This is a genomic window from Labilibaculum manganireducens, from assembly GCF_002843385.1.
Lineage (GTDB): Bacteria > Bacteroidota > Bacteroidia > Bacteroidales > Marinifilaceae > Labilibaculum > Labilibaculum manganireducens.
Window position 1 is genome coordinate 97178 of record NZ_MVDE01000016.1, and the last position, 22200, is coordinate 119377.

Consider the following 22200-nt stretch of genomic DNA (forward strand, 5'->3'; position numbering starts at 1 on the left):
TACTAATTCGAATTTTTAAGTTCAGTACATGAACATTATTTAAAATCAATCCGTTCATTATCTCCGAAGGTATCGTAACTGGATGTAATCACTTTCTCACCTGTCTGCAATCCTTCCAATACCTCGAAATATTGAGAATTTTGTCTGCCGATTTTGATGTTTCGTTTGGTGGCAAACCGCTCCGATTCATCCAAAACAAATACCCATTGTCCGCCGGTGCTTTGGAAGAATCCCCCACGGGACAGCAGTGTAGCTTCAACGGCTTGTCCCAATTCCAGTTTTATGTGATAGGTTTGTCCGGTGCGCAGATTCTCCGGCGATTTTCCATCAAAAATCAGATCCACCTTAAAGCGGCCATCGCGAACTTCCGGATATACTTTTTTAGTTTTCAAAATAAACTCCTGATCGTTTCGCTGCAGCGAAGCACTTAAATCGCGGCGGACACGGTCAATATAATGTTCGTCGACCTCGGCAAGCACTTTAAAATTGTTCAGAATATGAAGCTGACCTATTCTTTCGCCCCGGTTAATCGATTGACCGATTTCAATATCCAAACTTCCCAGCTGACCATCAGCCGGAGCTTTAATGTTCAAATTCTCCAGGCGCTCCCGAACCATTTCGAGGTTTTGTTTCATGTTATTCAGACTGCTGTTCATTTGTGTTTTCTGATTCTCCCGAAAAATGGAGTCCTGAACCATTCTTTGATATCTTAACTGTCGGTCTTGCAGGGAAAGGTCATAATCTTCCTTCGATCTTAAGTAGACTTCTTTCGAAATAAATCCCTTTTCGAATAAAAGTTGGTTCTGTTCGTATTGTCTTTTTTGCCGGATGATATCACTGTCGATACTAAGAATTTGCTGTTTGTTGCTGATTTTCTGCTGTTCCATATTAATCAAAGTATTGCGCAGCTCATTGGCCTGATAGGCAAGTGACGATTCGGTATTGAGAATCTGCAATTTAAGATCGTTGTTAATCAGTCTGAGAATAACATCGCCTTTTTTTACCAATTCACCTTCATCAATTAATTTTTCGATCACTTTTCCACCTTCCTCAACATCCAGATAGATGGTTGTTTTGGGTTCAACCGTTCCGATAATCGAAATGTAATCTTTAAATTCTGCCTGCGAAACTTCTGTTATGGTGAGTTTATCGAGTTCGGTACGATAGGTAGAGGTAGAACTACTCAGCAGCATCCACACTAACAAACCAAGAAAAAGGACTCCAAGCAGGATATAAATATGTTTGGTTTTAAAACCTTTCTTCACTTCAATTTTACGATCCATTGACATGTTTAAGCTGTTCTTTAAATTTATCAGAATAATAATCTGTTATTTATGCTTTGTTTATCCAATCCTGTGCCAAGGCTTGTAAATTGCATATTAATAGATGTTTGTGTTGTGACTGCTAAATTGGAGTGTAAAAAAATTAGACAACGCTTGTCTAATTTTTTGAAAACCTTTCTACTTTAGACCTGAAAAGTAAATAAGTTTCTCATTTTAGATCTGCTATCATTCAGGAAAAGTTTGGGGTATTTAATGCAGGAAATTTTAATCGGGTATAATACAACTGAATAATCTGTGTTATTTCTAAATACTTTGTACTAATGACTTGTTACTCAAAAAAATATGAAAGAAGCCAAAATTTTAATTGTTGATGACAATAAAAGCATTTTAAGCGCTTTGGATTTGTTACTAACCGGAAGCTGTAAAAAAGTAAAATGTTTGTCGAGCCCAAATGCTTTGCTTTCAGAATTGAAAAGTGACAACTACGATGTTGTGCTTTTGGATATGAATTTTAAAGCCGGAATTAATACCGGAAACGAAGGAATTTATTGGTTGAACCAAATTTTAGAATACAATTCGGGATTAAGTGTGGTAATGATTACTGCCTATGGAGATGTAGAGTTGGCTGTGAAAGCAGTGCGTTCGGGAGCTGTCGATTTTGTTCTGAAACCCTGGGAGAATGAGAAGATGCTGACAACTATCGAGATGGCCTGGAAATTAAGCCATTCCAGAAAAGAGGTAAAGAATCTTCGCCTAAAGGAAAATGAATTCATTGCTGAGATTAACAAAAATAAAAATCACATTATTGGAAGTTCGCCGGCTTGGGAAAAAGTAATGGATGTGGTTCGAAAAGTGGCCATGACCAATGCGAATATCTTGATTACCGGAGAGAATGGAACCGGAAAGGAATTGGTTGCCCGGGAGATTCATCGCCTGTCGAACCGAAGCCAGAATGTGATGGTTACCGTTGATATGGGATCCATAGCCGAAAATTTGTTTGAGAGTGAATTGTTTGGTCACAAAAAAGGAGCATTTACCGATGCCGGAATGGATAGAATGGGGAAAATTGAAGCGGCCAACCAAGGCACGCTCTTTCTCGACGAAATTGGAAATTTAAGCCTGCCAATGCAGGCGAAATTGTTATCGGTGCTGCAGAACAGGACATTGACCCGACTGGGCGAAAATTTGCCTGTTGATATTGATGTGCGATTGGTTTGTGCGACCAACTGTAATCTGGTTAAAATGATTGGAGAAGGACGTTTTCGGGAAGATCTGCTTTACCGGATCAACACCATACAAATTGAATTGCCGTCCTTGCGCGACCGTATTGCTGACATTCCCGAATTGGTGCAGTTTTTTGTGAAGCTTTACGCTGAAAAATACAATAAGAACGGACTTGTTATTGCACCGGAAGCCATCGCGAAATTACAAACTTACCGTTGGCCCGGTAATGTTCGTGAATTGCAGCATGCCATCGAAAAAGCTGTAATTCTTAGCGATACACATTTAATTAGTGCAAAAGATTTTGTTTTTAAAATGGATGAATTCTCGGCTGCTGAAGCCTTTGGCGGCACATTGGAAGATATGGAGAAGCAGTTGATTTTGGGAGCAATCGAAAAGCAAATGGGGAATCTTTCTGCTGTATCGGCGCAATTAGGAGTAACACGACAAACCCTTTACAATAAAATTAAGAAGTATGGCTTATAGACACTACAATTCAGCTTTATTCTTACGGCTTGGTTTTGTGATTTTTTTCGCAGTGCTGATTGGCTGTTTTCTTTCGCAGGCATCCTATTATTTCGCGTTGCCAATTCTCTGCGCCGAAATTGTTTTGGTATTTCAATTTGTGCGTTTTTTGAACAAAACGCACAAGGAGATGAACTACTTTGTTCAGTCCATTAAAAATGAAGATACCACTTTGCGTTTCCCCATTAAAACAGGCAATGCCATTATTAACGAACTGCATCAAAGTTTGAACGAGCTGAATGGAATTTTGCAGCAAGTGCAGGTGAAAAGCAAAATTAAGGAGAAATATTTCGGAGAAATTCTTCAAAATATTGCAACCGGAGTTGTGGTACTTGCCGAAGATGGTTACGTTACTGATGTGAATTCGGCGGCCTTGGAATTACTCAGTTTAAAGACTTTCACACACATTAAGCAACTCAATCAGGTCGATTCAAAATTTACGTCAGGTCTTACAGAACTAAAAAACCGCCAGAAAAAAGTATTGGATCTCATCTTAAAAAAAGAACGGATACAGGTGATTTCGAGATGTTCGGTAATTCGTCTGGAGAATGAAGAAGTGAAGCTAATAACTTTACAGGATATCCGGGGAGAGCTGGAACGAAAGGAAATTGATGCCTGGGTAAAACTGATTAGAGTGCTGAGTCACGAAATAATGAATTCGTTGGCTCCGGTTACTTCCATTTCTCAATCCCTGAAAAGAATATGGGAACAGAAATTGGGCGCCATAACGGATGTATCTGAGGATATTCATGTAGAAAAAACCATTAACGGTTTGGGCGTGATTACCGAGATGAGCGAAGCATTGATTCGGTTTGTACAATCGTATCGGGTGTTGTCAAAGGCACCGGAACCTAAATTAGCCATTATCGATGCGCACTCTTTTTTCGATCGTTTAAATATTCTGTTGTCGCCCATAAAAGAGAGTTTTTCGGGAAATTTAAAATTGACACCACCCGTTAAAAGTTTTCGGTTTACGGCTGATGAACAGATGATGGTTCAGGTAATTATTAATCTGGTGAAAAATGCGGCAGAAGCTTTCAACGGACAGCCTGCCGGAACCGATTCTACTGCAGCTATTGCTGTAACTTCCATTCAAAAGGGCGAAATCACAGAGATCAGAGTATCAGACAATGGTCATGGTATTTCGGAAGAAATTGCAGATGAAATTTTCATTCCTTTTTTCACCACAAAAGAGAACGGATCGGGCATTGGCTTGAGTTATTCCCGCCAAATTATGCGTGCCCATGGCGGCAGTCTGCTTTGCCGTTCGAAAGTAGGAGAGACCGTGTTTACCGTGAGGTGGTAGTGCTTTACTGATGAATTAATAGCATATATTTTTCGAAGACTCTTACATGCAATGCTTTGTTAGGTTTTTGTAAGCGTTTGATTTTTAGTGTGTTTTACGAACAAAGTAATGTTGGTAAAAATATTGAAAATAAGCAAGATGTAAATCAAACTAGTTGCTAATTACTAAAATCTAACCGACTCTTAAAATAAACAGTAGGAACAAGTAAAGTTTGAATTTTAATTTTTAGATTTTTAAATAAATAATAACTTAGCGCTCATTACAAAAATCATAAAACTAATTATTGATTCATGGAGAATTTAGAAACACAAGGAACAGAAATTAAAAATGAGTTGTTGTTGGAAACTCAGGCAGAAGTATATTTACGTGAAACCGCTAAGTGGGCGAAGTTTTTAGCCATTGTTGGCTTTATTTTTATGGGATTTATGGTGTTGGGATCATTTGCAGTATTTGCCTTGGCCGGATCAATGGCAAGTATACTGCCATTTCCTATCGGAGGAATCGGATTTTTATATTTGGTACTGGCGGGAGTATATTTCTTTCCAATCTATTATTTGCTGCAATTTGCAAATAATGCAAAGCTTGCACTTGCAGGTAAGAGCAAGCAAAGCCTTACCGAGTCGATGAAATACATGAAATCGCACTACAAGTTTATGGGAATTTTCACAATTGTGATGCTTGCCTTATACCCAATCGGAATGATTGTTGCAGTTATTGTTGCTGCAAGTCAGGGCTTCTAAAAAAGATATCAATACCTGAAAGCTCCCTTTTTGTTTCAACCGAAAGGGAGTTTTTTTTATATCTTGACTCTACCTTTTACAATACATTTAAATCTGCAAGATGATCACACTAAAACCACTCAGCCCCGAAAATCTCCCGTCGTTCTACAAATGGATTAAAGATGAGGAAGCGATAATTTATTCCTTATCGGTATTTCAGGGAATGAAAACCGACCAACAGATTGAAGATTGGTATGCACAGGCAATAAAGGATAAGAGGAACAGCAATCACGGAATTTTTGTAGATGGTGTTTTTGTAGGTTATGCAGGTATCAGCGGCATTTCAAATATCAACAAGTCAGGAGAATATTTCATTTTTATAGGCGATAAAAGCTATTGGGGAAAAGGAATTGGTACGCAAGTCACCCAAAAGATTGTGAAAATGGGTTTTGAAGAACTGGGTTTGAACCGCATTATGCTGACCGTTTCAGTACCCAATGTTGCAGGAGTAAAAGCATACGAACGGGCCGGTTTTATTTTGGAGGGGCGATACAGGGAAGCGGCCTTTCGAAATGGGGGATATCACGACAAGTTGGTTATGTCGGTACTGAAATCGGAATGGAAACCTTAGGGGCACGACATGTCGTGTCCGCTCATCAGTTTAATTCAGTGAAAATTCGACAAAATAGAATGGTGATCCTTATTTTTCAGAAAAACATATCAACACATTCCCTCACATTTTCTAACTTGGTAAATCAAGAGCATTTCGAAAAGGGAAAGCACTCTTTAGCTAAAATAATTCATATGAAGAAAATCGATCTTAAGAAAAAATACAAGCCATTTTATTCCGAGAGGAAAGGCAGTATTTCGATAGTTGAAGTTCCGGAATTTAAGTACCTGCAATGCATCGGACAAGGAAATCCAAATACATCTAAAGATTATCAGAACGCAATTGAGGCTTTGTATGCTTTGTCGTACAAAATTAAATTCGCAATACGGGAAAGCAAAGATGTGGATTATGGAGTAATGCCTCTGGAATGTTTGTGGTGGATGGATGATATGAACGAATTTTCGAGAGACAGGATTGACGAATGGAAATGGTCGGCCATGATTATGCAGCCCAATTTCATCACCAAAGAAATTGTGGAGGCTGCCCGCCATGAGGTCAGCAAAAAGAAGGAACTGCCCAATTTGGACAACATCGAATTGGTCGATTTCTGCGACGGCCTGTCTGCGCAGATCATGCACATAGGTTCTTATGCCGATGAGGCTCCAAGCATAGCGGAACTGCACCAATACATTGCCGGTAATGGCTTTGAACGACACGGAAAACACCGCGAAATTTACCTGAATGATCCCCGAAGAACCTCCCCCGAAAACCTAAAAACCATTATTCGCCAGCCCATTATAAACCCGTAGGGACACGACATGTCGTGTCCGTTTATTGTATTCAATACAGAAGTCACGACATGTCGTGACCCTACCGTTTTACAATCAATTAAATTGTATTGTTTAATATAATATTGTAATTTCCTGTTTTTTATGAACGACGTGTATGCGAAACAGGAAAATAATCAGAAAACAAAATCATGATTACAGCAGTGATGGATGGTATTTTGTAACTATTTGTACAAAAAACCACGAATGCTATTTTGGCGAAATAGTTAACGATATTATGCGCCCGAATGATATTGGAAAACAGGCAAATGCATTTATACAAGAAATTAGCAATCATTTTCCATTTGTTGAATTGGGTAAATTCATCGTTATGCCCAACCATATCCACATCATAGTAGGAATCGTAGGGACACGACATGTCGTGTCCGTTCAGGCAATGGATACCGATGTCACCAACGAATTTAAAAATGGCGTGCCCGAACTGGATCATGTTGTGCAATTGAATCAATTCGGCAAAACAATTCCCGGTTCTTTATCTGCAATTTTGGGCCAATTAAAATCCACATTAACCCGATGGTGCAGGGCCAATTATCATGATCATTTTGGATGGCAAGTCCGTTTTCACGATCATATTATCCGCACCGACGAATCCTTTGAACGAATTTCGACATACATAGAAAATAACCCTGCCAATTGGAATGATGACAAATTTCATCCGTAGGGACATCGCCATGGCGTGTCCGTTTTTTGTATGTGTGTTCATTTGTTGTTTGCAGCCGTTATTTACACCATCAATTATTCCCAACCATTCCGCAAATTGTTGTCATCAACAATCAAACATTTTATTGAATTTGAAATTATTGTGCATCGTAGGGACATCGCCATGGCGTGTCCGTTTAAATGACCATTCACCGAATCCCAATCAATTATTTCCAAATAGTCCGCAAATTGTTGTCATCATCAAACAATTATTTTATTGAATTTGAAATTATTGTGCATGGTAGGGACATCGCCATGGCGTGTCCGTTTTTTGTATGTTGTGTTCATTTGTTGTTTGCAGCCGTTATTTACACCATCAATTATTCCCAACCATTCCCACAAATTGTTGTAATCAACAACCAAATATTTTATTGAATTTGAAATTATTGTGCATTGTAGGGACATCGCCATGGCGTGTCCGTTTTTTGTATGTGTGTTCATTTGTTGTTTGCAGCCGATATTTATACCATCAATTATTCCCAACCATTCCCACAAATTGTTATAATCATCAACCAAATATTTTATTGAATTTGAAAATAGGAACACCTGAAAACAGACGGGCACGACATGTCGTGCCCCTACAAAAAAAAATCCCCCAAACACAAAGGTCTGGAGGATGAGAGATGAGATGTTTATTGATTGAAAAAAATGATTTTTAGTTTTCTGCCACTATTATTTCCTGTTCATCTTTAGTTCCTTCGTTTGGTTTGCTGTTGCTGGCAGCAGGAAACTTGAACCATTTTAAAGTTTCCTCGTTGTCTTCGTATAAAATGCGCGCCGCTTTAAAGTAAACAGCCATTTTTTCGTGCAAATTGTTCAATTTCAACATGCGGTTTTCAGTTGCACGGCTACGATCCATAATACAGTCCGATTGCAAAATCATATTCGCCTTAAGGCTGTCGCGGTGAGCCAATATCTTACTAAAGCTTTCATCTGTCCATCCTAATTTTAGTAAGGGATCCGAATTACGGTTCGAAACCATATGAAGATCGGTTAAAAACATATACATGTTCTTTCCGCTTTTTCGAGCCTCTTCGTAGTCGTTAAAGCCAAACTGATCCCACATTTTTTTATCGTTGGGAAATGCCATTTGGATATCGAATTTGCATCGCTGAAAAAATTTACAGCAAGCATCCAGATCGAGCTTTACATTTTCGGTTGCCTTTGCCTGTATGTCTACATAAGCATTATCGGAAGTGATGTTGCAGGCTTCATCGTAAACAGCCTTCAGGTCGGCCAGCCCCTCAGGAGTAAAAATGGGCGAAAAACTGATAAAATCATTGTGTTTTTCTTCGATTAGTTTAATTCTCGGACCCGAGAAACTGATAAAATTGGCATCTGTGCCATAATACGATCTTGATTGCGTCATATCAATTATTTTTTAAATTTTAAAATAAACAGTATGAAAATTACTCTATCTTGACATGAAAAGCAAGAGATAGGAATTAAATAATTAAGTTTATAAGTGCAGTGGCAGGTGAAACGCCCTAAAACAAAGAGAAAGTAATCATATTGTTTTTATTTATAAATAATTTATTTTCATAAATAATCATCGATTTAAGAATGAAAAGTTTCTTTGTTCACATTTTTAAAGGATATTTTGCAAGGATGTTTAAATGTTTCTCAAAATTAATCCTGAAGAATTCAAAAGCAGGTTTGGTAATGCGGTAGTTTTCTATTAAAAGCTGTTTTTACTTCAGGTTCAATAAATTATGTTGTTTCATATGGTCGTTTTTATTGTGATAATCCATTTATGTTTCATTGTTTTTAAGTTTGAATTGTTATCAAGAAAGTCTAAAGTGTTCCGCCCTAAGTCTGAAGTATTCCGCCCTAAGTTTGAAGCGTTCCGCCGTAAGTCTGACGTGTTCCGCCCTAAGTCTGAAGCGTTCCGCCCTAAGTTTGAAGTGTTCCGCCCTAAGTCTGAAGCATTCCGCCCTAAGTTTATACTTGTGCGGTACCCGACAATCCGAAACTGATTCCTTAAACAGATAAACCGAAAACGGCAAGTAAGAAAGTGCGGAGGAGGAAATAAAAAGCTGTGCTTACAAGCAACACACATTTACCACCAGATGACAGGATTTTTGTAAATTGCGATGGGGCCAATAAGAATTTTATGACCGACACGCATTCCAAAGAAACACGATCTTACAACATGTCCCGAATAAAAGGGAAGGACACCAAACCCGAGTTGGTGGTACGAAAGTTTTTGTTTGCCAACGGATTTCGCTACCGCCTGCATGCAAAAAATCTGCCGGGCAAGCCGGATATTGTGCTGCCCAAATACAAAACTGCAATTTTTGTAAACGGATGCTTTTGGCACGGCCACCAAAACTGCAGCTACTTCGTTTTGCCCAAAACACGAACCGAGTGGTGGCTGCAAAAAATTACCAACACCCAAAACCGCGACCAGAAAGCCAAAACAGAACTCCAAAGCTTGGGCTGGCGCACAATTACCATTTGGGAGTGCGAACTAAAACCGAAAAGGGTGGAGGAGAGGCTTAATACCCTCATCAACAGTTTGCTCTAGATCTTCCTTATTTATTATCAAAATACATTCCATATGTGACTCATAGTCCGTTGACTTATAAGTCACATAAAGGTAGTTTTATGCCTTATGGATTTACAAGTGCAATTTGGAAAAAGAGTTAAGGAACTTCGTCTTGCCAAGGGACTTAGCCAGGAAGCTCTTGCATTAAAAGCAGAGGTTGACCGAACCTACATGACAAGTGTTGAGAATGGAAAACGAAATGTCGCCATTCAAAACATAGGTAAGATCATTGCCGCTTTAGACATTTCAATTCAAGATTTTTTCACAACAGATATTTTTGAGGGGATAGATGAATAAATACTCAGAGCTTAGAGAGGAACTAGGTTTCGCAAAAACGAAACAGTACGATGACGATAATGCCATCTTAACACACTATTTACAAACTGTAGAAGAGGGTAATTACGGGGAATATAAGAAAGCGGCTAAACAAATTATAAAGGAGAGCGAAAAATTTCAAAATGGTAGTTCTTTGAGATTACCATTTGAATTTGATGTTCCATTTCCTCCTCCAAACAATCCGAAATTTACATTTATTGATCTATTTGCTGGTATTGGGGGAATAAGACTTGCTTTTCAAAATTTAGGTGGTCAATGTGTTTTTTCTAGTGAGTGGAATGAATATTCTAAAAAGACATATGAATTAAATTTTGGTGAAGTTCCTTTCGGCGATATCACAAAAGAAGAAACTAAGAATTTTATTCCCAAAGGGTTTGATGTATTATGTGCAGGTTTCCCATGTCAGGCATTTTCAATTGCAGGTAAAAGGGGTGGGTTTGAGGATACGCGAGGCACACTATTTTTCGATGTTGCAGAAGTAATAAAGAAGCATCAACCAAAAGCTTTTTTTCTGGAAAATGTTAAAGGCCTTAGAAGTCATGATGGAGGAAAAACCCTTGCCACAATTCTTAATGTTTTAAGAAATGATTTGGGCTATTTCGTGCCTGAACCAGAAATTATGAACGCAAAGAATTTTGGAGTACCTCAGAATAGAGAAAGAATTTTTATTGTTGGATTTAGAAGCGATTTAGATATTGATTCATTTGAATATCCAGCACCGTTAGAGAAGAAAAAAACGATTAAAAGTATACTTGAAAAAGAAGAGGTATCTGTGAAGTATTATTTATCTACTCAGTATCTGAAAACCTTAATAGAACATAAAGCTAGGCATGCAGATAAGGGCAATGGATTCGGTTATGAGATTATCCCAGAGGATGGTGTTGCTAATGCTGTGGTGTGTGGAGGAATGGGACGTGAAAGGAATTTAATTTATGACCATCGACTTACTAATTTTATTCCTGTTACTAAAATTAAAGGAGATGTTAATAGAGAGGGCATTCGGAAGATGACACCAAAGGAATGGAGAGCTTTGCAGGGGTTTCCAAAAGAATTTATTATAGAGGTTTCTGATGTTCAAGCCTACAAACAATTTGGAAATTCTGTAGCTGTACCAGCAATTCAGGCAACTGCCAAGAAATTATTGGAATGCTTATCAATCATGTTATGATGTAAAATCAATATTAATCGTATCAGGAAGAGAATGAAAGAGGGAGAGATTTGATACCCAGAAATGAAAATATATGCTAAGAGGTAATAAAGGTGAATGGAGTGAATTATATACTCTTTTTAAAATTTTAGGAGATAAGATTGTCCATCCTGGAGATGAAGGCCTGAATAGAATTCCTGATATAATTTATCCGTTAATAAAAGTTCTTAGATCTGAGAATGATGGTGATTTTGAATATCTAATAAATCAGGATTTGGTTATTGTTTCATCTAATAGAAAGGAGTTGGTAAGGATTCCAGTCGTTGAATTTGCTCAAAAAGCCAAGGTTTTACTTCAAGAGATTAAAAATAATGATAAAACTTTTGCAGTTTGTGAGATCGAAGAGTTTATGGATAAAATTCATTGCTGTTCTTTAAAGGCAAGTAGTAGTGCAAAAACAGATATAACTATTGTAATTCATGATGAGCGCACTCAGCAAACACCAATTTTAGGATTTAGTATAAAGTCTCAACTTGGTAATCCCTCGACTTTATTAAATGCTGGTAAAAGTACAAACTTCATTTACAAAATTTCAGGATTAGATTCATCCGAAGAACTAATTAATGATATTAATTCCATTGCAACTCGAAGTAAAATAAGAGACAGGCTAAATAGAATTTTAGATTTGGGAGGAGAGTTTAAATTCCTAAATACAGAGAGAGTCGTTTTTTCTAATAACTTGGTTTTAATTGATAGTATGTTACCGCAGATTGTTTCTGAAATGGTCTTACAATTTTATTCAAACGGTATCTCGTCCGTTCGTGAGCTTGTTCAAGTTGTTGAAGGTGTAAATCCTGTCAAATTTGATCAATCACACAATCATCAGTTTTACTCTTATAAAATCAAACGATTTTTAACCGATGTTGCGCTGGGAATGATGCCCGCAACAGTTTGGACAGGACAATATGATGCAACTGGAGGATATTTAGTTGTTAAGGAAGATGGAGATGTGCTTTGTTATCATGTTTACAATAAAAATGAGTTTGAGAATTATTTATTAAATCACACTAAATTGGACACTGCAAGCTCTACACGACATGAGTTTGGCCAAATTTATGAAGAAGCTGGAGAAGTATTCATGAAGTTAAATTTACAGATTAGATTTGTGAAATAATTATTAACCCCGCCCCAAGTGGGGTTTTCCTTTCCCATCCATTGCCCCGGGTTTCAACCCGGGGATTTTTGTAAACAATGCAATTTTATTTGTTGGCGCATTCCGTTTGTGTTGTGTTTAGCCCAAAGTTTTCTAAAATGAATATTGTATGTATTGCGCGGTAGGGACATCGCCATGGCGTGTCCGTTTAAATGACCATTCACCGAATCCCAATCAATAATTTCCAAACAATCCGCAAATTGTTGCAGTCATCAAACAATTATTTTATTGAATTTTGAAAATACGGGCGCCTGAAAACAAACGGCCACGACATGTCGTGCCCCTACGGTTTTCGTGAACCAATTATTTGTGTGGATTTATGTTGTATTGTGTATGGCAGGAACATCGCCATGGCGTGTCCGTTTAAATGACATTCACCGAATCCCAATCAATAATTTCCAAACAATCCGCAAATTGTTGTCATCATCAAACAATTATTTTATTGAATTTGAAATTATTGTGCATCGTAGGGACATCGCCATGGCGTGTCCGTTTGTTGTGACATAGCCATGTCTGCATTTGTTGCATGCGGCCCTTGCATGTCATCAATTATTCCCAACCATTCCGCAAATTGTTGTAATCATCTACGCAATATTTTATTGAATTTGAAAATCAGGGACACCTGAAAATAAAAGGCCACAACATGTCGTGCCCCTACGGTTTTCGTGAACCAATTATTTGTGTGGATTTGTTGTATTGTGCATGGCAGGGACATCGCCATGGCGTGTCCGTTTTAATGACCATTCACCGAATCCCAATCAATAATTTCCAAACAATCCGCAAATTGTTGTCATCATCAAACAATTATTTTATTGAATTTGAAAATACGGGCGCCTGAAAACAAACGGCCACGACATGTCGTGCCCCTACGGTTTCCGTGAACCAATTATTTGTGTGGATTTATGTTGTGCATGGCAGGGACATCGCCATGGCGTGGCCGTTTAAATGACATTCACCGAATCCCAATCAATAATTTCCAAATAGTCCGCAAATTGTTGTCATCATCAAACAATTATTTTATTGAATTTGAAAATCAGGAACACCTGAAAACAAACGGCCACGACATGTCGTGCCCCTACGGTTTCCGTGAACCAATTATTTGTGTGGATTTATGTTGTATTGTGCATGGCAGGGACATCACCATGGCGTGTCCGTTTTAATGACATTCACCGAATCCCAATCAATAATTTCCAAACAATCCGCAAATTGTTGCAGTCATCAAACAATTATTTTATTGAATTTGAAAATCAGGGACACCTGAAAATAAAAGGTCGCAACATGTCGTGCCCCTGCGGTTTTCGTGAGCCAATTATTTGTGTGGATTTATGCTGTATTGTGCATGGCAGGGACATTGCCATGGCGTGTCCGTTTAAATGACCATTTACCGAATCCCAATCAATAATTTCCAAACAATCCGCAAATTGTTGCAGTCATCAAACAATTATTTTATTGAATTTTGAAAATACGGGCGCCTGAAAACAAACGGCCACGACATGTCGTGCCCCTACGGTTTTCGTGAACCAATTATTTGTGTGGATTTATGCTGTATTGTGCATGGCAGGGACATCGCCATGTCGTGTCCGTTTTAATGACCATTCACCGAATCCCAATCAATAATTTCCAAACAATCCGCAAATTGTTGTCATCATCAAACAATTATTTTATTGAATTTGAAAATCGGGGACACCCGAAAATAAAAGGCCACAACATGTCGTGCCCCTACGGTTTTTGTGAACCAATTATTTGTTTGGATTTGTTGTATTGTGCATGGCAGGGACATCGCCATGGCGTGTCCGTTTAAATGACCATTCACCGAATCCCAATCAATAATTTCCAAATAGTCCACAAATTGTTGTCATCATCAACCAACTATTTTATTGAATTTGAAAATCAGGAACAACTGAAAATAAAAGGCCACAACATGTCGTGCCCCTACGGTTTTTGTGAACCAATTATTTGTTTGGATTTGTTGTATTGTGCATGGCAGGGACATCGCCATGGCGTGTCCGTATTTGATGTTTGTGGCCATTATCCCATCAATTAAATTTGAATTTTGTGTTGTTGGCAGATTTGTTGTAACTTCTTGTTTATCAAAAAAACACACAAACAAATGAAAGAAAAAGACATTGATTATCAGAATTTGTCATTAGACGAACTAGAGACCGAATTGGTCAATGAATTCGCACAAATCTCTTCCGAAGACAGTTTGTTTCCGGTGGAAGAAGAATCTCTTATTACCCCATCTTTTAATGCTATTTTTCCTGAAAACTTATTACAGCCAAAGCTTGGATCATCTGCTTTTACTTTGGGGGTAATGCCGGATAATACGGATGGTTTTGATTTGGGACGAATGAGCAGAGAGCAGGAATATCAGCAGCTCATGAAGATTCCTCACATCGTTCTGCCTGTTAAATTTGAAAATGTACGTGATAAAATCAGAGACATTTCTTTTTGGTTACTCAAAGAGCTGAAACCCCATTTTAAGGATCACCCAAAAATTGAAGCCTTTTGCGACAAACCAAGCAAAGAAGCTATAAAGGAAGTAGCTCCTGAATTGTTGTGCCTGTTAAGAACAAAGGTGATTAATAAGCTCCCAATTCCTTTCACCATTAAATTTTGTTGTTATTTGCTTTTATTAATACTGCAGGGAGCAATTGAATGGCAAACCGTTTAAAAAGGAAGATGCGATGAAAAACCACATGATGATGTGGTTTTTTTTCATTGTCTTTGTTTTTATGTGGTGTTTTAGCCCAATTATTTTGAAATGCTTTTTTAATTGCTTCAGCTAAAGCAGGGGACAATCGATTCCCATCCTATGCAATGATTATTCATTCTTTGCCTTTGGTTTCAACCAAAGGATTTTAGAGAAAGAGGGAACAAACCCTACAAATCGTAGCCCAGTTTATCGGCCGATGAAATCACGAAAGTGCTGTTGAAACGGCTGATGTGTTCAAATTTCGATAGTTTCTCCTGAATAAAAAACTGGAAAGCCTTCATGTCTTTCACCATCAGTTTAAGCAAGGCATCGTAATTTCCCGAGGTGTAATAAAACTCCATCACCTCGGGCAGTGCCAAAACTTCCGCCTCAAATTTATCCACCACATCGCGGGTGTGTTTGGTTAGCAGAATAGAGATGAAAACCATCATGCTCCGGTCTATTTTATCGGGGTCGAGCCGAGCCACATACCCTTTAATAATGCCACTTCGTTCCAGCTTTTTAACCCTTTCGTACACAGGCGTGTTGCTTAGGTGCAATTTCTCCGAAAGTTCTTTGGTGGTGATGCGGCAATCCTGCTGCAGCAGCTGTAAAATTTTACGATCGGTTTTGTCCAGTTTATCCATGAGAAGAAAAATTTTCTACTAATATCATTATAATGCCTGATGCAAAGATATAAATTCTTCCATATTCTGTTTGCGTAGATCAGTTTACTGTATTTATTCTCTGTGCTGGTAAATATTTCCTGCAAACTATACATTTACAAAGTATTTTAACAGGAAACGAATACGGATTTTCACAAAAGATCACAACACACAACAACAAACACAATATGAGGATGTCCGAAAAGTACAGTTTCACTTGAAAAGGTCATGTTTCGTCCCGATTCATCGGGATCAGAATGACACTGGAATTGAAATTTTCGGATACCCTCTTAAAGAAGGCATTCTTCTTTAAATTATCTTTCACCAATAGAATATGGAAAACTATTAAACAAACATAAAATGGCGGCATGACTTAACTCTTTGTCCACTTTTTTGTTGCAAGTTCAGATTACAATTCAAGATGAGGTGATTTTTTTTTCCCTTTCAGGGGATCCCGAAATTTGGGACGAAGGACAGAGGGGTGTTTTTATATTACCCCAAACCCCTAAAGGGGCTTACCTCAATGTTGCTGAGAACTCTAATCGAAGCGAAAAGTCCCCTTTAGGGGATTTAGGGGTAAATAAGGAAAACCTGAGGGCCTCACTTAAAGTGAGACTCTCAGTAATAGATTTAAACAATTAATAATTATCAATTAGTAATTAATAATTAAAAGAAATGATCAGCGATTTAAAAGGAACATTTTCTCAAATCAGCAATAACAACAAGCGATCAGCCATTCGTGAGATTTTGAAATTGACACAAAATCCGGAAATTATCTCTTTTGCAGGCGGATTGCCGGCAGCAGAATCTTTTCCTGTTGATGCGCTTGACAGCATTGTTTCGAAAATGCTGCGCGAAGAAGGAGCGGCCGTATTGCAGTACGATGCTACCGAAGGTGTTACTGAGCTAAGAGAATTGCTTTTAAAGAAGTATCAGGATGAAGGTGTAGAATGTTCTTTGGATAATATGATTATTACCACCGGATCGCAGCAAGGACTGGATTTGGTAGGTAAAGTTTTTGTGAACCAGGGCGATGTTGTGATCTGTGGTTTGCCTTCTTACTTGGGCGGGATTGGTGCATTTCAGGCTTATGGAGCAAAAATGGCAGGTGTGCCAATGGATGAGCACGGCATGAGTGCCAAACTTTTGGAAGCCAAACTGGAAGAACTAAAGCAGCAGGGCATCAAACCAAAGTTTATTTATGTAATTCCTGATTTCCAAAATCCAACAGGCATTACCATGCCTGAATCGCGTCGTATGGAGATTATTGAATTGGCGCATCAATACGATGTACTGATAGTAGAGGATTGTCCGTACCGCGAAGTTCGTTTCGAGGGAAAACCTCAGCGCATGATGTATGAATTGGACAATGATAATCATGTACTCACTTTAGGTACTTTCTCGAAGATTTTTGCACCGGGATTCCGTATTGGATGGGTTTTGGGACCAAAAGATGTTAACGAGAAAATTGTGATTGCCAAGCAATCGGCAGATTTGTGTACACCAACTTTTGTTCAGAAAATTGCCATTGGCTACATGAAATCGGGTTTGTTCGAAAGCAACCTTCAAAAAACCATCGATCTGTATCATCAGCGCAGGGATGTAATGCTGGAGCAGTTGGAAAAGCACATGCCTGAAGGGGTGAAGTGGACGCGTCCGGAAGGAGGCATGTTCCTGTTTATTACTTTGCCCGAATACATGGATGCTTTGGATCTTTTTCACAAAGCCATTGAGAAGAAGGTAGCCTTTGTCACCGGAAATGTGTTCTATTGCGACGGAGGTGGAAAAAATACCATTCGTTTGAATTTCTCTTATGTGAACAACGAAAAAGCCATTGAAGGTGTAAAACGTTTGGCGGAGATTGTGAAAGCAGAAATGTTGGTCGAGGCCTAATATAATTTGAATGCATTGCGTAGGGACACGCCATGTCGTGTCCGTTTTGTTTGTCGATATGATTGGTTTATACGATTGAATTTGAATGATGAATTAACATGGTCATGACATGTCATGCCCCTACGTTTTTCGACAAAATAATAATTGAATTGCCTGAAAGGCATAAATAATTCAGTCCGGGGCAACGCCCCGGGATGGTTTCGGTAACGGAAATCCGTCGCGACTGATTGGTTGATAGGAGGAGGAATAATGTTCCGCGACGAAAAAGTATCAGGTTCAATTTGTTGCATTATTTTATTGAATGTATCGCGTAGGGACATCGCCATGGCGTGTCCGTTGGCATGTCCGTTTTCATTGTGAGATTGTATTAAATTGGGTGCAATCGGTGTACGTCATCAATTTTTTGAGTAATTTTTCGCCAAATTTAACGATCCACTCTCATGAAGTTAATATCCTCTGCCTGTCCGCGAAATTGCTACAGCACCTGCAGCATAAAAGTTCGGGTAGAAAACAATACAGTCACAGGCATAGAACCCCATACCGAAAATCGGGCAACCCCCGAGGGACCATGCATCAAAGGCCTGGCTTATGTCGAGCGGGCCAATTCCAAATCGAGAATTTTATATCCGCAAAAGCGGGTGGCAGAAGGGAAATACGAGCGGATTTCCTGGGAGGAAGCTTTGGATACCATTGCTGAAAAACTGACTCATTGCAAAGAGAATTTCGGTCCTCATTCCGTCCTGTATTTTGCATCGAGTGGTATGTCGGGATTGTTGAATGGCGTGAGTATCAACTTCTGGAAACTATTCGGAGGAGCGACAACCACTTATGGCAATTTGTGCTGGCCTGCCGGATTGGAAGCTGCCCGATTGACAATGGGAGCCAACAAACACAATGCACCCTGGGATTTGGAACACGCCAAACTGATTGTTTTGTGGGGCAAAAATCCTGCCGAGACGAACATTCAGGAGATGATTCCTATCGAAAAAGCACAGGAGAAAGGGGCGAAATTTGTAGTCATCGATCCAAGAAGAACACCATCTACCGAACGGGCAAACTCGTTGTTTCAGGTAAAATCGGGAACCGATGCGGCATTGGCATTGGGATTGGCGCGGGAAATCATCAAAAATGATTGGATCGATCATGAATTTATAGAGAATAATGTATTGGGTTTTGAACCGTTCAAAGAGCGGGTAGAAGCCTACACCATAGAAAAGGTATCGCAGATTTGCCGAATTTCGGAAGATGCCATTCGCAACTTGGCCAAACAAATCGGAACGATTAAACCCATGACTTTGATTCCGGGGTATGGCTTGCAGCGATACGAAAACGGCGGTCAGACAACCCGCTGTTTATTGGCACTTTCCGTGATAACAGGAAACATTGGCCAAAAAGGCGGCTGTTGGCATTACGCCAATCTGCAAAGCTATGTGTTCGACGATGTAAAAGAACCGGAATCCTACTTTCCGGGTTGCGAACATCCAAGTTTCCGCAGAAAAATATCCGTAGCTAAATTGGGTGAAGATTTACTGAATATCAAGGATCCGGAAGTGAAATTCATTTGGGTGGAGAGAGGAAATCCTCTGTCGCAAAATCCGGATACCAATTCCATTCGCAAGGCTTTTCGCAAAGCAGATTTTCGGGTGGTAGTGGAGCAATTCATGACCGATACGGCCTACGAGGCTGATCTTATTTTACCAGCCAAGAACATGTTCGAACAATCGGATATCATTGGTTCGTATTGGAATCCGTATGTGCAACTGAAGCAAAAAGTACTGGAACCAGCCGGAGAGGTGAAGCCCGAAACAGAAATCTATTATCTGTTGGCCAAACGTTTGGGCATGGATGAGGCGGCAATCAGCAAAAACATCCCGAAACCAACCGATGAAGCCATTGAAGAATATTTGAATGGATTCTTAAAAGAATTTCCGGAATTGAGTTTAGAGGAATTGAAAAAGGGACCGCAACTGGCGGATTCTTTCGAGGCGATTCCCTTTGCAGATCATCAGTTTCCGACTCCATCGGGTAAAATCGAATTGTACAGCGAACAAGCCAGGGAGCTATGGGGAATCGATCCACTGCCAGACTATGTGCCATTGCCCATTCAAAATGAATTTCCCTTGCAGTTGATTTCACCCAATTCCAAAAACAGAATTCATTCTCAGTTTGGAAATTTAGAGGTCATCAAACAATTCGAACCGGAAGCTTATTTGTACGTTCATCCCTTGGATGCCGAAGCAAAAGGAATTGCAAACAGGGAAAAGGTTGAGATTTACAATCACCAGGGAAAATCGGAAGTAAGAGTGCAATTCGATTTGGGTTTGCGGCAAGGCAATGTGGTGCTCACCAACGGTCATTGGGTCATAAATGGTGCGGCTCCGAACCTGTTCACCACAGGAAAAGAAACAGATATTGGACACGGAACGGCCTTTCACAATACTTGGGTAGATATTAAGAGAATTAAGAATTAGTAATTATGAATTAATAATAGAACAAATTATAAGTTTGAAATCAATTGCGTCCTAAACGTTTTAGAGAATAGCTTTTACTTTATTCATTTAGATGGTATTATGTGCATGATTTCTTTAAAGGGGATTATTTAAATGTAGCCTTGATTTTTTTTGCTTCCGTTTTTTAGATCAAGCCAAAAAATGAAGTCGGGCTTGGGCGGATAGCCCAATACAAAAAAATAATAGGACAATATTGATAATATATCAAAGCTTAAAAAGAGAAGATTATCAGTAATCTAGTGGAGTTATCGCGGGATTTGCCGATCGGGTGCGATTCGGGTTAGTCTGTTGCAATGGAATGGCGAACAGCATCCGGGAGGCTTGATTCTTTTGCTTACTTTTCTCATCTAAGGAGAAAAGTAAGAGCCCATCCGGCTGGAGGATAATTGTTAACTTTAAGAACTAATTTTAAAGGAACGTGAATAAAAATGCATTCATATTTAATACGAATAAGTGTGTTGGCTGTATGGCTTGTGTTGCCGGTTGCAGCATCACAAACGGCACCAGCTTGCAGGTGAATTGGCGCGAGGTAAACTGTCATAACAAATTGAGGCATCCCAGCTTACCGGTCTTTCATTTTTCATTGGCCTGCAATCATTGCGAAGAGGCTCCCTGCATGAAAAATTGTCCGGCGCTGGCTTACAGCCGCGATGAAAAAACCGGAGCCATCATTCATCATGCCGAAGCCTGCATTGGCTGTAAATACTGCACCTGGGCTTGTCCGTACGATGCCCCAAAATTGAATAAAAGCACCAAAATTGTTGAGAAATGCAATTTTTGTGTCGATCGAATTTCTGAAGGGAAACGTCCGGCCTGCGTAGAGGCTTGTCCGGTGGGCGCCTTGGAATTCGGACAAAAAGAAATAACTGAAGAAGATTATATCACCCCGGGTTTTGTCAATATCGGTATCAAACCATCCATTCAGCTAATTCCCTTGCGCGAAGAGCATACAACACCAGCCATCGAAAATTTAGATGCGGTGGAAATTAGTAGTGAGAAGTTGGAAAGCTACCTGCCAAAAAAGGAATCGAAAGTTTCACTCGATAAAGAATGGACTTTGGTGCTGTTCACTTTGGCTGTTGCAGGATTGGCAAGTTGGCAGGCGGCTCATTTGTTTGGAAAAGCTGAAATGTCATTGATTCCTTTTGCGATTGTCTCAGTACTGGCAATTGCATTAACATCCCTGCACATTGGCAAGAAATTACGCATGTGGCGGTTCATTCTCAATCTAAAAGGATCGTGGCTGAGCCGTGAAATATTTTCTTTCTCTACCTTTTTGGGATTAACAGGCCTGCAAATCATCACCGAAAATCAGATGATTGGTTATGTGGCCATGGCTTTTGGAATTTTCAGTCTGATTTCGGTAGATATGGTCTATAAATTCCTCAAGCGAAGAGATGGACTCGTATTACATTCGGGAATGGTTACTTTAACAGCTGTCCTATTATTTGCTTGGTTACAAGAAGTTTCAATTCTAGTTGAATTAATTATCCTTGCAAAAGGAAGTTTATACGTTTGGAGAAAAATAGCCTTAAAGAAAATAGAAATAAGGTATTTTCCGATACTCTCAATAGTGAGAATTATTTGTTTATTGCTGCCCTATATTTTATTGGATCTTGAAATGATTTTACCAATTTCTTTGATCATCATTTTTGCAGGAGAAATAATTGACAGATCGGAATTTTACCACGAATCGGATGTGATAACGCCAGAAAACGAATTACGAATTCTAAATTACAAGACCTGACAGCGTCTTTAGACCTCGTATGTTTACGACATGAAAAGATTAGATATATCTTTTTTACATTTATGAGATAAAAATAAGAACAGAATCAGGAGTAAGAATTAGACCTAAACAACGCTTATGTATGTCCACTGACAGATAATCCTCCTATTCTGTTTTCTTTCTACGAGTCAGAACAGTATTGAGAAACTATGCTTAATGTATAGATTTCGTATCAACTGCGAGGAAAGACTGTGAG

Annotated in this window: 20 protein-coding genes; 16 read left to right on the plus strand and 4 right to left on the minus strand. The window is 39.1% G+C overall.

The window, feature by feature from the left end:
- Positions 1 to 35: 35 nt before the first annotated feature.
- A complete protein-coding gene (locus BZG01_RS11850; RefSeq protein WP_101310072.1) occupies positions 36 to 1283 on the minus strand; it encodes an efflux RND transporter periplasmic adaptor subunit in 1248 nt (415 codons plus the stop codon).
- A 342-nt stretch (positions 1284 to 1625) separates the two neighbouring features.
- Here BZG01_RS11850 and BZG01_RS11855 point away from each other — a divergent pair, with 342 nt between their 5' ends.
- The 6 genes from BZG01_RS11855 to BZG01_RS11880 all read left to right on the plus strand — a co-directional run bounded on the left by BZG01_RS11855 (position 1626) and on the right by BZG01_RS11880 (position 7173).
- On the plus strand, positions 1626 to 2990 hold the full coding sequence (locus BZG01_RS11855) for a sigma-54-dependent transcriptional regulator (RefSeq protein WP_101310053.1): 1365 nt from the start codon (positions 1626 to 1628) through the stop codon (positions 2988 to 2990).
- Positions 2980 to 4335 carry a sensor histidine kinase gene (locus BZG01_RS11860; protein ID WP_101310054.1) on the plus strand — a complete coding sequence of 452 codons (1356 nt, stop codon included), beginning with the start codon at positions 2980 to 2982 and terminating at the stop codon, positions 4333 to 4335. Before BZG01_RS11855 ends, BZG01_RS11860 begins: the two co-directional genes overlap by 11 nt.
- A gap of 290 nt (positions 4336 to 4625) precedes the next feature.
- Positions 4626 to 5075, plus strand: coding sequence for a hypothetical protein (locus tag BZG01_RS11865; protein ID WP_101310055.1), 450 nt, complete (start codon positions 4626 to 4628; stop codon positions 5073 to 5075).
- A gap of 100 nt (positions 5076 to 5175) precedes the next feature.
- Entirely contained in the window at positions 5176 to 5685 is a 510-nt protein-coding gene (locus tag BZG01_RS11870) for a GNAT family N-acetyltransferase (protein WP_101310056.1), read from the plus strand.
- A gap of 173 nt (positions 5686 to 5858) precedes the next feature.
- On the plus strand, positions 5859 to 6473 hold the full coding sequence (locus tag BZG01_RS11875; RefSeq protein WP_101310073.1) for a GyrI-like domain-containing protein: 615 nt from the start codon (positions 5859 to 5861) through the stop codon (positions 6471 to 6473).
- 136 nt (positions 6474 to 6609) lie between these two features.
- Positions 6610 to 7173 carry a transposase gene (locus BZG01_RS11880; protein ID WP_101310057.1) on the plus strand — a complete coding sequence of 188 codons (564 nt, stop codon included), beginning with the start codon at positions 6610 to 6612 and terminating at the stop codon, positions 7171 to 7173.
- A 239-nt stretch (positions 7174 to 7412) separates the two neighbouring features.
- On the opposite strand, the gene BZG01_RS11885 is transcribed toward BZG01_RS11880, so the two are convergent.
- Positions 7413 to 7652 (minus strand): hypothetical protein, encoded by a 240-nt coding sequence (locus BZG01_RS11885; protein WP_218973091.1) that lies wholly within the window; start codon positions 7650 to 7652, stop codon positions 7413 to 7415.
- A gap of 214 nt (positions 7653 to 7866) precedes the next feature.
- Complete coding sequence (locus tag BZG01_RS11890) at positions 7867 to 8580, minus strand: hypothetical protein (protein ID WP_101310059.1); 714 nt, start codon at positions 8578 to 8580, stop codon at positions 7867 to 7869.
- 744 nt (positions 8581 to 9324) lie between these two features.
- Here BZG01_RS11890 and BZG01_RS11895 point away from each other — a divergent pair.
- The 7 genes from BZG01_RS11895 to BZG01_RS11925 all read left to right on the plus strand — a co-directional run bounded on the left by BZG01_RS11895 (position 9325) and on the right by BZG01_RS11925 (position 15129).
- Positions 9325 to 9738, plus strand: coding sequence for a very short patch repair endonuclease (locus BZG01_RS11895; protein ID WP_101310060.1), 414 nt, complete (start codon positions 9325 to 9327; stop codon positions 9736 to 9738).
- Between the two features lie 87 nt (positions 9739 to 9825).
- Complete coding sequence (locus BZG01_RS11900) at positions 9826 to 10056, plus strand: helix-turn-helix domain-containing protein (RefSeq protein WP_101310061.1); 231 nt, start codon at positions 9826 to 9828, stop codon at positions 10054 to 10056.
- Positions 10049 to 11263 carry a DNA cytosine methyltransferase gene (locus BZG01_RS11905; protein WP_101310062.1) on the plus strand — a complete coding sequence of 405 codons (1215 nt, stop codon included), beginning with the start codon at positions 10049 to 10051 and terminating at the stop codon, positions 11261 to 11263. The genes BZG01_RS11900 and BZG01_RS11905 overlap by 8 nt, the downstream gene beginning before the upstream one ends.
- A 73-nt stretch (positions 11264 to 11336) precedes the next feature.
- Complete coding sequence (locus BZG01_RS11910; RefSeq protein ID WP_101310063.1) at positions 11337 to 12416, plus strand: HpaII family restriction endonuclease; 1080 nt, start codon at positions 11337 to 11339, stop codon at positions 12414 to 12416.
- Between the two features lie 682 nt (positions 12417 to 13098).
- Entirely contained in the window at positions 13099 to 13293 is a 195-nt protein-coding gene (locus BZG01_RS21400; RefSeq protein WP_143470896.1) for a hypothetical protein, read from the plus strand.
- 73 nt (positions 13294 to 13366) lie between these two features.
- Positions 13367 to 13615: a hypothetical protein gene (locus tag BZG01_RS21405; RefSeq protein WP_143470897.1), complete on the plus strand. Its 249-nt coding sequence runs from the start codon at positions 13367 to 13369 to the stop codon at positions 13613 to 13615.
- Positions 13616 to 14565: 950 nt separating this feature from the next.
- Positions 14566 to 15129 carry a hypothetical protein gene (locus tag BZG01_RS11925; RefSeq protein WP_101310066.1) on the plus strand — a complete coding sequence of 188 codons (564 nt, stop codon included), beginning with the start codon at positions 14566 to 14568 and terminating at the stop codon, positions 15127 to 15129.
- A gap of 209 nt (positions 15130 to 15338) precedes the next feature.
- Here the strand turns inward: BZG01_RS11925 and BZG01_RS11930 are convergent, their stop codons facing one another.
- Positions 15339 to 15797, minus strand: coding sequence for an Lrp/AsnC family transcriptional regulator (locus BZG01_RS11930; RefSeq protein ID WP_101310067.1), 459 nt, complete (start codon positions 15795 to 15797; stop codon positions 15339 to 15341).
- A 693-nt stretch (positions 15798 to 16490) separates the two neighbouring features.
- Here BZG01_RS11930 and BZG01_RS11940 point away from each other — a divergent pair.
- The 3 genes from BZG01_RS11940 (at position 16491) to BZG01_RS11950 (ending at position 21965) form a co-directional block, all read left to right on the plus strand.
- A complete protein-coding gene (locus BZG01_RS11940; RefSeq protein ID WP_101310069.1) occupies positions 16491 to 17708 on the plus strand; it encodes an aminotransferase-like domain-containing protein in 1218 nt (405 codons plus the stop codon).
- Positions 17709 to 18148: 440 nt separating this feature from the next.
- A complete protein-coding gene (locus tag BZG01_RS11945) occupies positions 18149 to 20179 on the plus strand; it encodes a molybdopterin-containing oxidoreductase family protein (protein ID WP_101310070.1) in 2031 nt (676 codons plus the stop codon).
- A gap of 457 nt (positions 20180 to 20636) precedes the next feature.
- Positions 20637 to 21965: a 4Fe-4S dicluster domain-containing protein gene (locus BZG01_RS11950; protein WP_143470898.1), complete on the plus strand. Its 1329-nt coding sequence runs from the start codon at positions 20637 to 20639 to the stop codon at positions 21963 to 21965.
- Positions 21966 to 22200: the final 235 nt, after the last annotated feature.